The 14,278-nt window shown below is 62.4% G+C and carries 13 protein-coding genes; 5 read left to right on the top strand and 8 right to left on the bottom strand.

Going from position 1 to position 14,278, the window contains the following annotated elements:
• The first annotated feature begins 23 nt into the window (after nucleotides 1–23).
• The 4 genes from ACSSU5_RS21115 to ACSSU5_RS21100 all read left to right on the top strand — a co-directional run bounded on the left by ACSSU5_RS21115 (nucleotide 24) and on the right by ACSSU5_RS21100 (nucleotide 5,009).
• Entirely contained in the window at nucleotides 24–755 is a 732-nt protein-coding gene (locus tag ACSSU5_RS21115; RefSeq protein ID WP_264313793.1) for an AraC family transcriptional regulator, read from the top strand.
• 111 nt (nucleotides 756–866) lie between these two features.
• On the top strand, nucleotides 867–2,351 hold the full coding sequence (locus ACSSU5_RS21110) for an efflux transporter outer membrane subunit (RefSeq protein ID WP_492559728.1): 1,485 nt from the start codon (nucleotides 867–869) through the stop codon (nucleotides 2,349–2,351).
• Nucleotides 2,348–3,505, top strand: a complete 1,158-nt coding sequence (locus ACSSU5_RS21105; RefSeq protein WP_492559727.1) for an HlyD family secretion protein — start codon at nucleotides 2,348–2,350, stop codon at nucleotides 3,503–3,505. Before ACSSU5_RS21110 ends, ACSSU5_RS21105 begins: the two co-directional genes overlap by 4 nt.
• Nucleotides 3,495–5,009 (top strand): DHA2 family efflux MFS transporter permease subunit, encoded by a 1,515-nt coding sequence (locus tag ACSSU5_RS21100; RefSeq protein ID WP_492559726.1) that lies wholly within the window; start codon nucleotides 3,495–3,497, stop codon nucleotides 5,007–5,009. Before ACSSU5_RS21105 ends, ACSSU5_RS21100 begins: the two co-directional genes overlap by 11 nt.
• A gap of 54 nt (nucleotides 5,010–5,063) precedes the next feature.
• On the opposite strand, the gene adhP is transcribed toward ACSSU5_RS21100, so the two are convergent.
• The 8 genes from adhP to ACSSU5_RS21060 all read right to left on the bottom strand — a co-directional run bounded on the left by adhP (nucleotide 5,064) and on the right by ACSSU5_RS21060 (nucleotide 13,637).
• Nucleotides 5,064–6,074: an alcohol dehydrogenase AdhP gene (gene adhP, locus ACSSU5_RS21095; RefSeq protein ID WP_264313797.1), complete on the bottom strand. Its 1,011-nt coding sequence runs from the start codon at nucleotides 6,072–6,074 to the stop codon at nucleotides 5,064–5,066.
• 121 nt (nucleotides 6,075–6,195) lie between these two features.
• A complete protein-coding gene (locus tag ACSSU5_RS21090; protein ID WP_492559725.1) occupies nucleotides 6,196–7,392 on the bottom strand; it encodes a type II toxin-antitoxin system HipA family toxin in 1,197 nt (398 codons plus the stop codon).
• A complete protein-coding gene (locus ACSSU5_RS21085) occupies nucleotides 7,392–7,643 on the bottom strand; it encodes a helix-turn-helix transcriptional regulator (RefSeq protein WP_264313799.1) in 252 nt (83 codons plus the stop codon). The genes ACSSU5_RS21090 and ACSSU5_RS21085 overlap by 1 nt, the downstream gene beginning before the upstream one ends.
• Nucleotides 7,644–7,705: 62 nt before the next feature.
• A complete protein-coding gene (locus ACSSU5_RS21080; protein ID WP_264313800.1) occupies nucleotides 7,706–8,695 on the bottom strand; it encodes a hypothetical protein in 990 nt (329 codons plus the stop codon).
• 3 nt (nucleotides 8,696–8,698) lie between these two features.
• A complete protein-coding gene (locus tag ACSSU5_RS21075) occupies nucleotides 8,699–10,180 on the bottom strand; it encodes a GIY-YIG nuclease family protein (protein WP_492559724.1) in 1,482 nt (493 codons plus the stop codon).
• A gap of 132 nt (nucleotides 10,181–10,312) precedes the next feature.
• Nucleotides 10,313–10,642: a hypothetical protein gene (locus ACSSU5_RS21070; RefSeq protein ID WP_264313802.1), complete on the bottom strand. Its 330-nt coding sequence runs from the start codon at nucleotides 10,640–10,642 to the stop codon at nucleotides 10,313–10,315.
• Nucleotides 10,643–10,727: 85 nt separating this feature from the next.
• Entirely contained in the window at nucleotides 10,728–12,398 is a 1,671-nt protein-coding gene (locus ACSSU5_RS21065) for an ankyrin repeat domain-containing protein (protein WP_264313803.1), read from the bottom strand.
• A gap of 360 nt (nucleotides 12,399–12,758) precedes the next feature.
• A complete protein-coding gene (locus tag ACSSU5_RS21060) occupies nucleotides 12,759–13,637 on the bottom strand; it encodes a helix-turn-helix transcriptional regulator (protein WP_264313804.1) in 879 nt (292 codons plus the stop codon).
• Nucleotides 13,638–13,986: 349 nt separating this feature from the next.
• Between ACSSU5_RS21060 and ACSSU5_RS21055 the strand changes: the two genes are divergently transcribed.
• Nucleotides 13,987–14,232, top strand: a complete 246-nt coding sequence (locus ACSSU5_RS21055; RefSeq protein ID WP_264313805.1) for a hypothetical protein — start codon at nucleotides 13,987–13,989, stop codon at nucleotides 14,230–14,232.
• The last annotated feature ends 46 nt before the right edge of the window (nucleotides 14,233–14,278 follow it).

Genomic DNA, 14,278 nt, shown 5'->3' with positions numbered 1-14,278 from the left:
GCAAACGCCCTGAGGAGATTGGCATGCACGCTTTGGGAATGGACTATCGGCACGGCGAGGTGGTTGCCAGCCACTGCCATGCCGAGGATCAGCTGATCTATGCCGCCAACGGTGTAATGCGCGTGTGCAGCGACGGCGGTAACTGGGTGATCCCCCGTGGGCAGGCGCTGTGGATACCCGCCGGGGTCAGCCACGAAGTTCGCATGCAGGGCGAGGTGGCCATGCGTACCTTGCTGCTGGGTTCGCACGTTACGCGCTGCCATGTCATTGCCGTCTCGGGCCTGTTGCGCGAATTGATTCTGGCGGGGTCACGGATGTTGCAACGCGACGAGCCGCTGGGCGAGCACGCGCGGGCGCTGATCCAGCGTGAGCTGGAAACGGCCGAGCGCATCGATGCTTACGTGCCGGTGCCGCAGCATGCCCGGCTGCGAGCCTGGTGCGAGGGCTTTCTCGAAGACCCGGCCCAGGACCTGACCCTTGAGCAATGCGGCGCGCAACTGAACATGAGCGCGCGTACCCTGGCGCGGCTGTTCCAGCGCGAGGTGGGCATGTCTTATGGTGCGTGGCGGGCGCGCACCCGCATGATTCTCAGCCAGCAGAGCCTGGCCGACGGCAAGCCGATCCTGAACGTAGCGCTGGACCACGGTTACCAGAGCGCCAGCGCCTTTGCTGCAATGTTCAAGCGCATCCTTGGCTACAACCCCAGCGACTGGCAAGTCTGCGTGCTGGGCACGGGCGCCGCACCCACGCACTGAGCACCTTGGTTAAGGTTGTCCCACTTGCGCGCAGGGTTGTCCCGCTTGCGGCAGCGGGGCTGCCCTGCCCCTCGCTAAGCTGGCCTCACGACCCCTCATACGACTTGCGTGATGCCAATACGATCCCTTCGCTGCCCTGCCAGACGGGCTGCCGCCATCGGCGTGTTCGCCGTACTGTCGGCGTGTACCGGGCAAGCCACAAACGCCCTCCCGCCAACCGCCTTCCAGGCAACCCCTGTGTTGCACCTGCCTGCCGACGTCAGCGGCCAGGCGCTACCCGCGCGCTGGTGGGAGCTGTATCACGACCCGCAGCTCAACGCCTGGGTGCAGCAGGCCCTGGAACACAACCAGGACCTGGCGCAGGCCGAAGCCACCGTCCTGGCCATGCTGGCCGGCATTGGCGAATTCAATGCCCAGCGCTGGCCGTCCACCTCCATTGGCATGGGCGCGAGCTATGGCAAGAGCGCCGATGACCAGACCTTGGCCGAGGCAACCGACAGCCATGCGCCGTCGCAATGGGCCTTCAACCCGTCCATCGAGTTGGCCTACCAGGTTGACGTGTGGGGCCAGGTGCGCGCCGCTATCGAACGGGCGCGGGTGCAGGCCGAGGCCAGCCGCGATGCCTTGGACCTGGTGCAGCTACACGTGGTCAGCCAGACCACCCGCGCCTACATCGACCAGTGCGTGTACGGCGCCCGCATCGAGGCGGCCAAGCAGTCCCTGAGCACCCTGGCGCGCAGCGTGCAGCTCAGTGACCGCCAGCGCCAGGCCGGGGTCGCCACCGAGCTCGACGGCGTGCGCCTGCAGGGGTTGCGCGAACAGGTGCGGGCGCAACTGCCGATGCTGGAGGCACGCCGGCAGATGGCACTGTACGAACTGAGCATGCTCAGTGGCCAGGAACCGGCGGCCCTGGCGGGCAACACCGACGCCTGCCAGCGCATCCCGAGCCTCGCCGCGCCGTTACCCGCTGGCGACGCCTGGCGCCTGCTCGAACGCCGCCCGGACGTGCGCAAGGCCGAGCGCGAACTGCAGGCTGCCGCCCTGCAAGTGGACATCGTCAAGGCCGACTTGTACCCGAAGGTCAGCTTCGGCGCCTCGTTGACATCGTCGGACCACCACCTTGCCAACCTGGGTGACAGCCGCGCGCTGATGTTTGCCATCGGCCCGTTGATTCGCTGGGAGTTTCCCAATATCAAGGCCAACCGCGCCCGGGTAAGCAAGGCCCAGGCCTTGCAACAGGCGCAAATCGCTCATTACCGCGGGGTGGCGCTGGCGGCACTCAAGGATGTGCGCCAGGCCCTGGCGCGCTTTGAGGGCGAACGCCAACAAGCCCTGGCCCTGGACGCGGCCTTGGCGCAAGGCCAGCGTGGCTTTGACCTGGCGCAGCGTAGCTACCGCGCGGGCACCCTCGATGCACTCGCGCTGCTCGACAGCGAGCGCGACCTGATCACGGTCAGCGCCCGCCATGTCGAGGCCCAAGGCCGCCTGGCGCGTGCCCAGGTCAACCTGTTCCGCGCCCTGGGAGGGCGCTGGCAATCGTCACCGGCATCCAGCCTGGTGCACCGTTCCCACTCTGAAACTGGAAGCCAACGATGAATGTTGCCGTTGCAAAAAACGCGCTGGCGGATGACCAGCCCCAAGCGGCTATCACTGCCCCAAGGCCCACCCGTCGCCGCTTGGCGTTGTACGCCGGTGGCGGCCTGACGCTGCTGGCAGCGTTGGCATTCGGTGGGTACTGGTTCACCACCGGGCGCTACCTGGAAACCACCGATGACGCCTACGTACGCGCCGACTGGGTGGCCCTGAGCGCGCGCGTGGCCGGCTATGTGGCCAAGGTTGAAGTGGAGGACGACCAAACCGTCAAGGCCGGCGATGTGCTGGTGCGCCTGCAGAGTCGCGACTACCGTGCTCGCCTCGACCAGGCCACTGCCGGCGTGGCCGAAGCGCAGGCCGCGCTGGCAGCCGCCCAGGCCCGTCAGCAAGTGGCTGCCGAACACATCAACCAGCAACAGCAAGCCATCGTCCAGGCTGAAGCGGCCGTGCACAGTGCCAGCGCCGAGCGCCAGCGCAGCGAGCTGGACATGCAGCGCTACCGGGGCCTGGTGCGCGATGACGCAGCCACCGTGCAGCGCCTGGAAGCCGCCCATGCCAGCGCCGTACAAGCAGGCGCCGCGCTGCAAGGCGCACAGGCGCGCTTACGTGAACAGCGCTCCCAGCTGCTGATGGCCAAGGCACAGGCGCTGGTAGCCGATGCCGAGATCACGCAACGCACGGCCGGCCTGACCCGTGCCCAGGCCCGCCAGGCGCTGGCTGATCAGGACGCGCAGGACACCGTTCTGCGCGCGCCCATCGACGGTGTCGTCGGCCAGCGCCGCGTGCGTGCCGGGCAGTACGTGGTACCCGGCCAGCCGCTGCTGGCGGTGGTGCCGTTGCAGCAAACCTACGTGGTCGCCAACTACAAGGAAACCCAGCTGGCCCACATGCGCCCGGGGCAACCCGTGCAGGTGCGCATCGACAGCTTCTCCAGCCAGTCTCTGCAAGGACACGTGGCGAGCTTCTCGCCAGCGTCCGGCAACGTCTTCGCGCTGCTGCCATCAGACAACGCCACCGGCAACTTCACCAAGATCGTCCAGCGCTTTCCTGTACGCATCGTGCTCGACCGACCAACAGACGGCCTGCAGATACTGCCCGGTATGTCGGTGGTGACCACCGTCGACACGCGCACCGTGGAGCCTGCCGATGAGCGGTGAGCAAAGGGTACCGTTGCGCGCCTGGGTGGCCGTGTTCGGCGGCTTGCTCGGGTGCTTCATGGCCGGCATGAACGTGCATGTCACCAGTGCGGCACTGCCGGAAATCCGCGGCTCGTTGGGCGCCAGTTTCGAGGAAGGCTCGTGGATCTCCACTGCGTACCTGGTGGCGGAAATCGTCATGATCCCGCTGACGGCCTGGCTGGTCGAAGTGTTCTCCATGCGCCGGGTGATGTGGACGGGTTCGTTCATCTTCCTGCTCGCGTCGATTGCCTGCTCGTGGGCACCCAACCTTGAGGCGATGATCACCCTCAGGGTGATACAGGGCGCTGCCGGCGCGGTACTCATCCCGCTCTCGTTCCAGCTGATCATCACCGAACTGCCTGCCAGCAAGATGGCCATGGGCATGGCCCTGTTCAGCCTGGCCAACAGCGTGGCCCAGGCGGCCGGCCCATCCATTGGCGGCTGGTTGACCGATGTCTACTCGTGGCGCTGGATTTTCTACCTGCAGCTGTTTCCCGGTGTCGCACTGCTACTCGCCATCGCCTGGTCAATCGACGCCAAACCCATGCAACTGAGCCTGTTGCGCCGTGGCGACTGGCTGGGCATAACAGCCATGGTCGTTGGCTTGGGCGGCCTGCAGATCGTGCTGGAAGAAGGCGGCCGGCTGGACTGGTTCGGTTCGACCTTCATCGTCGGCATGTCGATCATCGCCGGCCTGGCGCTGGTGGCATTCGTGTTCACGCAGCTGTACGGCCAGCGCTCATTCATCAATTTGCGCCTGCTGGGGCGGTACAACTTCGGGGTCGCCAGCATTGCCATGTTCATCTTTGGCGGCGCCACCTTTGGCCTGGTGTTCCTGGTGCCCAACTACCTTTCTCAGTTGCAAGGCTATAGCGCCAGGGATGTGGGGGTGGCGCTGATCGCCTATGGCGTGGTGCAGTTGCTGCTGGCGCCGTTGATGCCACGGCTGATGGCCTGGACCAGCGCCAAGTTCATGGTGGCCAGCGGTTTTCTGATCATGGCCGCGGGCTGCTGGCTGGGCGCAAGCTTGACCATCGACAGCGCCGATAACGTCATCATCCCGTCTACGGTGGTACGGGGCATTGGCCAGCCGTTCATCATGGTCGCGCTGTCGGTGCTGGCGGTGGCGGGGCTGGAAAAGCGCGAAGCCGGCTCGGCCTCGGCGGTGTTTTCCATGTTGCGCAACCTTGGGGGCGCCATAGGCACCGCCGCGTTGACGCAGATCGTGGCCACGCGCGAGCGCTACCACAGCGAGCGTATTCACGAGCATGTCACGGTGTTCGCACCCAGTGTGCAGGAGCGCATCAGCCAGACCGTGCAGAGCTGGCTGCCGGCCCAACAGCAAGCGCTTGAGGGGTTGGCGGCGACCATTCGACGCGAGGCGTACCTGATGGCATACAGCGATGCGTTCTACCTGGCGTGCCTGGCGTTGATAGGCTGCGCGGTGGCGGCGCTGGTGTTGCGGGCCAAGCAACCGGCTTGAGCACACACACAAAACGGCCCGCAATCGCGGGCCGGCTTCGCGTGCAAGCAGCGTTCAATCGGCGAAATGGATCACCATGCGGCCTTTGATCGTGCCCTCTTGCATCTCTTCGAAGATGTCATTGATGTCTTCGATTGGGCGCAGGGTCACCTTCGGCACCACCTTGCCTTGCGCGGCGAACTCGAAGGCTTCGTGCAAGTCCTGGCGAGTACCGACCAGCGAACCCACCACCTCGATGCCGTCGAGCACCAGGCGCGGAATATCCAGGCTCATGGCTTCTGGCGGCAGCCCCACAGCCACCAGGCGCCCGCCAGCACGCAGTGCATCGACCGCCGAGTTGAAGGCGCTTTTTGCCACCGCTGTGACCACGGCCGCATGGGCGCCGCCCGTCTTGGCCTGGATGACTTTCGCAGCGTCTTCATCGCGCGGGTTGACCACCAGGTCGGCGCCCATTTCGCGGGCGAAGGCCAGTTGTGCATCGTTCACGTCGATGGCGATGACCCGGGCGTTGAAGACGTTCTTGGCGTACTGCAGGGCAAGGTTGCCCAGGCCGCCCAGGCCGTAGATCGCCAACCATTGCCCAGGGCGAATATTCGACGACTTCACCGCCTTGTAGGTGGTCACACCGGCGCAGGTGATGCTGCTGGCCGCTGCCGAGTCGAGCCCATCCGGCACTTTTACCGCATAGTCCGCCACCACGATGCACGCCTCGGCCATGCCACCGTCAACCGTATAGCCTGAGTTCTTCACCTCACGGCACAGCGTCTCGTTGCCGCTGTTGCAGTATTCGCAGTGCCCGCAGCCCTGGAAGAACCACGCCACGCTGGCCCGGTCCCCAGGCTTGAGCGAGGTGACACCCGGCCCCACTTCCACGACCACGCCAATCCCTTCGTGGCCCAGAATCACACCTGTCTTGTCGCCGAAATCGCCATTTTTGACGTGCAGGTCCGTATGGCAAACGCCACAGCACTGCATCTTCAGCAACGCTTCCCCGTGCGCCAGTGGCCGCAGTGTTTTTTCCACCACGTCCACGCGACGCCCTTTGGCAACAACAGCAGCTTTCATAAATACCTCCGTGTCTGGCTGAGTGAGCTTGAGAGAGTGCCCGGGTCAGCATAGTGGTGGATTGATGAAGTGGCGTTGCTTCAAGTCAGGTTTTGAAAAGGGGGCAGCGAAAAGCGGCACACTAACCAAAGGTACTGATAAACGGCCCTGCAGACTGTCGAATTGCGCTCACCACATGGGGTGCTTGCTCACAGAGTTCAGGAGAGCGAGCCAGAACATGCTCCAGCACCTGCAATTGTTCGCGAATGACTTCCTTTGGCCGAGCCACATCACAGGTGGCAGCAAAGTCCATCAACCCTTGCCGTGAAGCGAACAACGACTTGTTGCCGCCCAGGTCCAGGGCCAGTACATCCTCTGGGATATACGCCGTAGTATTGACGATGTCGTACGCTGGTGCGAGCCTCGCGTCACGCTGGGTGGGGTCGGAATACAGCAAACCGAAATTCTTCAGGTGGGCATCGCCATTGCCAATGATGCAGCTCAGGCTCACCATGGCAAACAATTGCGCCAGTGAACCTTGCACCTGCTCAGACGGGCAGAACAGACGAATAGCCTTGGCGATCGCCGCGTAGCTCTTACTGTACTTCTGCTCCGCAGCAAGCCCCATCAGTGCAGCCATGTCCTCGAAACCAATTGGATTGAGTTGCGCATCTCGATCAAAGCGGCGCATGACGAACAGCTTGGTGTTATCAGACAGATAGAACTCCGGCACCGGGATCCCCACCTCCTTGGCAACGGACATGCAGAGAAACTCGTTGATTGCCAGCCCCGGGAACTCGTCCCGCCCGCTTTTGATAATCAGATCAGATGTTTTTGAGGTGAATCGCTGCGGCGTACCGCTGTGCTCCTCTGGCACCAAAACCTTGGGCTGCACGCCCGAAATTCCAGCGCGTAGGATGTAGCGGTCCACGAGACCAGCAAATATGTCTTCTGCACCATCCCAGGTCAGGATTTCCTCCAGTCGCTCGCCAGGGAACTGCTGGCGACGCAAGAGCGCATCCACCTCAGGTGAACTCACTGCTACCCGCCCGATTGGCGAGCTACTACCCGAGAGCGCCAACAGCAGCATCGGATCAACATTCACGACCTTGGCCAGACGGTTACGCAATTGCTCCAGAACATAGCCCTCAGGCAAATTCATCTGGAAGATCGGGTGCAGTTCTCGGTGACGGTATTCATCCAGGCGCAACGGCATCAGAAGACTGATCGCAGCATGAGCCGCAGCGTCTTCACGGTAACGAAACAGGTAGTCGCCAGCGGAACTGAAGACTGTCCCGCTCTCCCCTCCTGGTGTTGCAACCCGCAGCATGGCCGTCATCAGTCGAACACTCCCTGAATCTCATCCAACGTTGGCATGGCCGCAGGCTCTAGCGCGAATTCGCAGTCCAAGGCGCCCACCACTCGAGCATAAGCAGCCATCCCTACAGAGGGGTCGCCTCGCTCGATTGCGATAACCTTCTGCCGAGTAACGCCGGCCAACGCCGCCAGTTTGGCTTGAGTGAACCCGCGATTCAGACGGCGCTGGCGAACCTGCTGACCAAGGCGTGCGATGATAAAAGAAGAATCCATGTTCTACATACGTAACAATTTAAAGTAAATGTAACGTATACCTAACCTTGAAAAATATCAAACTACCCCCGCAGGTTCAGCCCCAGTGCAAACACCGCCGCAGCCAGCGCAACCAGCGACACGGCATTGCGACTCAGGTAGGCAACCCAGCCCGGTGCGGCCAACTGCTCCAGCTGGGCCTGGCAGTGGCGCTGGTTGTCCAGCAGCGTGGCCAGCTGGGCTTCCATGCGGTCCACGCGCTGGGCCTGGGTGCTGGTGGCCAAGGCGAGCTTTTTCAGCGCCGTGGTCACGGTGGTCGACAGGCTTTCCCTGGCTAGCGTGCTGGCGGCCAGGTGCTTTTTCAGCTCTTCGAGCTGCCCTTCCTGGGCCAGTAGCTTGTGCTGGTGCTGTTCGAGGTTTTTCCGGATCACGGCCTCTTTTTGCACGCGGGCCAGGGTGCTGGTCACCAGCTTCTGGTGCTGCGCATCGATCTTGGCGTCCAGGGCCGTCAGTTCGGTTTGCTGGTTGCCCTGGACCCAGGCCAGCCGCTCCACTTCCTGGGTGCAATAGGCGTAGCCATCGGCCAGTGCCAGCAAGTCGTCGATCTGCTGCTTGAACTCGCACAGCACCACCAGGGCCCCTTCCTGGTTGCCCTCCAGCGTCACCGCGTCCGCCTGCAGGCGTTCGATCTCCCGCACCAGCGCGTCATTGAAGCCGCGCAGCACCTTGTTGTTGGCCGTGTGCAACTGGGTCAGCAGTTGCACCACGCTCTGGGTCACCGCCAGGCTCTCGCCCACCTGCCGGACCATGTCGGCCAGGTCTTTGTCGTTTTTGCCGGTGAGGCCGCCCCAGAACGAGTCCCAGGTGCCTTGCTGCCGGAACGCCTCGAGCTGCTCACGCGCGCCCTTGTTGTTGACGATGGCCTCGTGCAGTTTGCGCAGCCCGTGCTCGAAGTCCTTGAGCTGGTCGCGCTCCTCGCGCGGGGCAGGCAGCGCATCAGTGGTGGGAACCGGCTCGATCATCCTGAGTCGACCGGTGAACTGGGTGGCGAGCTCGGTTGTAAGTTTGAACACCTGTCAGGACTCCTGGGTAATGCGGTTTTTGTTCGATTGCAGCAGCGCCGAGTAGTCGATCGCCCGCACTGCCCGATGTTGCGCCAGGCGTTCGCGGTGGGCACTGGCCTCACGGGCCAGGGTGTCCACCGACTGCGCGTATTCCATCAGCCCTTCGGCCATCAGCCACTCGTTCTCTTGCACCTGGATCAACTGCAACGCCGCCGCGCGCTTGGCCTCCAGCGCCTCGTGCCAGCCGGTCTTGAAATCCACCAGGAAGGCGACGATGGGCGGCACGACTTTTTGCAGGTGGTAACTGCACAGCCCGAAACCGATGGCCGCAATCACGCAAGACAGGTACGGCGCGGCCACGCCGACCAAGGGCAGCAGTTGCGCCTCGATGATCGGCTCGATGCCATCCCAGAAAATCAGCGTGCCGCTGACCACGACGGTCTCGACGATTTTCTGGATGAGTTCTTCCCTCGGCAGGGTCTGGGCACCCTTGTAGAGCTGCCAGGCGCCCTGGGCAAGGTCGAACAAGTTGCGGCTCAGGTTGTAGACCTGGCGCACAGCCTTGGACAGTGCGTTGACGATGAACTCGACCACACCGTTGAGCAGCTTCAGGGGCGCAGCGACAATGCGCTCCACCACGGCCCAGATCTTCTTCAGAAAGCGCTCGACACGCGCTTTGAGGCGCGTAGTGCCGCCCATGAACAGGTCGACCAGTTCATCCTTGATGGCGATGATCGCGGCGGCGGTCAGCTGCTCGAAGACCTGCCACCCCGAGTTCTTCAGGGCCTCCTTGCCCGCACCCAGGGCCACCTCGCCGGCACTGCCCATCGAGTCCTTCATTTTCTTCGCTTCGATGTTGCTGCGGATGCCCTGCTCTTCCTTCAGCTCTTCCTTGCGGTTGACCGGAGGCTTCTCGTTCTTGATCAGGAATGCTTCAAGCGCAGCTGCGGTTTCTGCCGAGTCCATGACCACGAACTTGACAGTGCACCCGGCCTCAAGCTGGTCTGCCAGCTTGTAGGGCTTGCGGTTTTCGCTCTTGGCCCGGCCGCGGTACTCGTTCATGTGCCCATCCTGCCAGCGTTGACGCATGTTGGTGCTGTCACCGATGTAGGCCAGGTTGCCGTTTGCGTCGTACACCACGTACACGCCGGGCTTGTCGGGCAGCTCGTTCAGGCTGGAAGGGTCGTTGGCGCTTACCGACAGCGCACCGTCAAATTGCAGCGTGGCCAGCGAGCCGATACCGGCCGACAGGCTCTTGAAAAGGATTTCCTTCCAGGCAACACCCCGGTTGGCAACCTGCATGGCGCTTTGCGCGGAGGTCGCGGCGAGGGTGTCCTTACCTGTTTGGCGCAGATCCGCTGACTTGGCATTGGGCTGGGAATTCTTTTTGTTGCGAAAACCGGCCACGAGCTTGCGGTTGGTGTTCTCGATCGCTCGGTCGACAATCAGGTTGGCGAGCGGCGACAGCGTCCTGTGTTCGTATGGCTGGTTCATCATCCCTATCCGGATAGCTCGGTCATGGGGCGGAAAGCTATCAAAATGACATCACTCGATCTACTGGTGGGATGCTTGAAAAGTCGAAAACTGGCGTTTTGGAGCCGCCCGGCAGCCCCAAAACACGGGTTATCAATCCACCCGCACAAACACCTGCTTGGCCATGTTGTTGCCACCGATCGACTCAAGCCGCTTGCCGTCGTCCAGAACGCGCACGTTGATCAGCGCAACCCCGTTGGCATCACGGGCCACGACCACATCGTCCTTGCGCTCCCACTCGTCGACTTTGATCTTGTTGCCCGCAGAAATGATGTAGCCACTGGAGAACTCGACCGTCTGCTTGCCTGCGCTGAAGCCCATCACGGTGGTCTCGGCCTCGTAGGTGCCATCCAGCGCATCGTTGCCGCAGCCCGCCAGTACACAGAATGGCAATGCTGCCAGCACGTATTTGAAACGACGCATAGGTATTCCTTGTCAGTAGGTCATTAAATGAAACGGTGGCACGCCTTGCGCACAGGGCGAAAGCCGCGTGCCACCTGAACGGCAATCAACCCTTGGCGGTGCCCACCAGGGAATCGATCAACATGGCCGAGGCGGTATCGCCGTTTTCCAGCACCAGTTGGCGGATGGACTTGCCGAAGCCTGCCAGCGGCGTGTCGAAGGTGAAGTCGGACTTGCCCTGGTAGCTGGCCGCGAAGCGGATCACGTTGTCGGACCAGCTGACGCGGTGCCCGCCTGCCGCCAGGTTGTAGCCATTGAAGAAGGCTGCGGCCACCGGCGTGGTGCCATCGACATCGGCAGCATTCAGGTCAGCGCCAGCCGCTACCAACGCCTCGGCATAGCTGTGGTTACGCTGGGCCATGCAGGCATGCAGGGCGGTTTCGCCACCGTAGGCCTTGGCATTCACGTCACTGCCCTTGAGCAGTGCCTGGAACAGCGCTTCAGGCTGTTGAGCGGCGCCAGGGCGACGTTGCAGGGCACCGGCTTTCTGACAGAACACCGACAGGGCGGTGTCGCCATAGACGTTGTGCGCCTTGAGGTCTTCCTTGCCCGCCAGGGTGATCATGTGGGCGAAGCTGCAAGAGCTGTAGTCGCTGCCCGCCAGGCAGTTCATCAGGCGCGTGTTGCCGTTGATATCCCGCCCCATCGGGTCGGCGCCTACCGAGACCAGGTAGTCATAGGCATTGTCGGCGACCACGGTGATCAGCGGCTTGTTCTCATAATGCAGGCGTTGATTGACATTGATGCCGGCGCTTTTGAGCAGGTAGGCAAAGGCGTCCAGGTCCTTGATTTCTTTCGCCCAGTCCGAAGTGCGTGCCTGGCCCTGCGCGGCATCCCACAGGCGCATGGCCATAGGCGAGGTGTCTGGCGGGCTGTCGAGATCCCGCACCTGGGCCGACCCAGGCTGATAGTTGACCCACACGCCTGCCTGCTCGTCGTCTTTGTAGCTGCCCTTCTCGGACACCGTGCCGGCAGGCCAGCCACGAACGAAATACACCTCATACAGGCCGTTCTTCTTGCCCGCGCTGTAGGTCACCTTTGTGGCCGGCACCGAAGTGCCATCGGTGAACGACGTCCAGGTCTCGCGCACGCCATCGAGCTCGCCAGCCTTGTAGGTCGCGCGGTCTTTCAGGACGCCCTGGTAGTCATAGTGCTCCACCAGGCCATCGAGCTTGCCGGAGCCATCGCTGGCGAAGGTCTCCAGCAGGGTGAGTTTCTGCTCGCCATTAACCACCCGCCACTCGCGCTGGGTGCCGACACGGATGGCGCCCTTGCGAAAATCAACGGTCGGGATCTGCGTGCTGTCACCGACCTGCAGGCCGGTGGCGCAATCGTAGCTTTGTTCGCTACGGCGCCCGCCTTCGAGGGTGAGGACGGTTTCCAGGTGGTCAGCGAACTCACCTTTGCACCAGGTTTTCTTGGGGCCGACGAACGCACCGTCCTGCAACTGGCCTTCTACCAGCAGCTTGCCGTCCTGGTCGAACTCCTTCCATTCCCCGACCACTTTGCCGTCTTCTACCTTGAACGACTGCAGTACCCGGTCACCCACCTTGTGCACCACGGTGCCATTGAGCCGCTCGCCCGATTTGCGCTCCAGGTACAGCGCATGCGGCGAACCGACGTTACCGGTGTAACTGGTGACTTCGTCGAAGTTGTATTCAGAGTTGCAGCCTGCCAAGGCAGACGCCAGGGCACAGAGAACGAAACGCTTTTTCATGAATATCCTTGTTGAAATGCGTGCAGCCTGTTGATGAGCATGGCTTCGCCAACGCCCAGGACTGGCCTGGGTGTAAGGGGTTTATGCAATGCGCAGGGTGGCCAGTAGTACGGCGGGAGGGGATCGCCTTTCCATGGTTGACCGCTCTAGGATGCGGGTTGTGGCGGGATTATACATAGCGGCCTAATGATGGCCAAGCTAATGATCCTGGCCTTCGAGACCCATAGGGGGCGCAATGCGGCGCCCCCCCCGCTTCAGTACGGCGCGACAGGCACTGTAGGTAGCCTCGTCACAACCGGCTGCGCGAGAAACGTGTTCCGATCCATCTGTTCACTACAGCTGTCTGTTGCGCGGGATGATTCAATCCAGATTCAACCACGGCTTCAGCTCGGCTCGGTTCGCCAACACCAACTGCTGCGCCTCAGGCCTTGCATCATGCACGTTAGGGTTTACCTGGAAGCGCTTCACCACATATTTCACCAGGGCCTGGGAGCTGCGCACCAACAGTTGGCCACCGGTCATGCCGAAGTCCACTTCGATGATTGCCCGCTGCGCCTGCGTCAGTCGCTCGTCGGGCTTGAAGATCACATCGACCGGCGTGTTCCACTCAAGGTCCTGGTCGATGCCATTGTCCGTTTCACCTTCGTGCAGCTCTGGCACGCCGCGAAAACGGCTGAGTACAAAGTCCCGGTAGGTGCGGTTTTTTTCGCAGTACGCCCGCACGTGCCAGCGCATCCCGGTGTACACCAGGGTGTGCGGCGCGATGGTGCGGCCTTCGGGGTCAGGGCTTGAGAACGACACATACTCGATATCCAGGCGCCGCTTCTCGCGGCAGGCCTTGAGCAGCGGCCGCAGCACCTCAGGCTTTACCGAGCGGTCCGGGACTTTGAGCACCTCGGTGTGGGCGTAGGCCAGGGCCAGGCCTTCGATGTGTGGTGCGCGCTCGTTGTTCTGGTTGAGCAAGTCCAGGTAGGCGCTGGCACTGTCATCGATGAACAACGGCTTGAACTGCCGCGTCGGTACGTAGCCTTTGATCTGCTTGTCGTACACCAGGTTTTTCGACGCGTAGTCGTTGATGTAGGTGTTGATGTCCTTCGACGCCTGCTGACGGCTGATGCCGAAGCTCTGCATCAGGTGATTGGTGGTCAGGCGGCCTTCCCACCACACCACCGTCTCGATCAGGCGGTAGCGCAGGGCCAGGTCCCAACGGGTTTGCTCCATGCGATGCGTGCGTTTCATCCGGGTTCCTGAATCAGGAGCACAGTGCGTGCTCAGACAATTGACGTGTCGTTAAATCCTACATGTCTAGCCAGTTTTAACGCAAGGCTGCCTCGATATGTAAAGTAACCAGGCATATGCAGCTCACGCCGTCCTTGACGCAGCCACGCCCTTGCCACCACGCGAACGCCGCGTCAGCCGCGGCACCGCGTGCCAACGCCACCGCCATGCCGGCCCCTTCACTGCCCTGAAAAAGCCCGTGGAACCTGCACCATTCCTTTACCTGTACAAGTCTCCAATATGGACATGTAGCAAAACTAGACATATTGTTTGGCTTACAGGCAAACCGCCACTACTCAAGGAAGCAACCATGGACGCCCTCGAAATCACCCTGCTTGGCACCACCGGCATTATCCTGCTGATGGTTTGCCTGACGCACGCACGCCAGGGCGAAATGTGGAGCCTGCTGCAAGGCGATCGCGAACTGGAGCGAACCGCGCGCATTCACAAGCAGGAGAACAACGAGCTGCGCAGCGCCCTGCGCGCCGAGCGCGAGCATGTGAGCCAGCTGCGGCGCCAGGTGCAGGTGTTGCTGGGGCTGGTGCCCGAAGGTTGAGGCCTTACCCCGCCTGCATGCCCGTATACTCTTCACCTGCACCCAT

Source organism: Pseudomonas sp. E1MeOHC2, from assembly GCF_058745025.1.
Note: the sequence above shows the minus strand (reverse complement) of the source record. Positions and strands in the feature narration are given on the sequence as shown.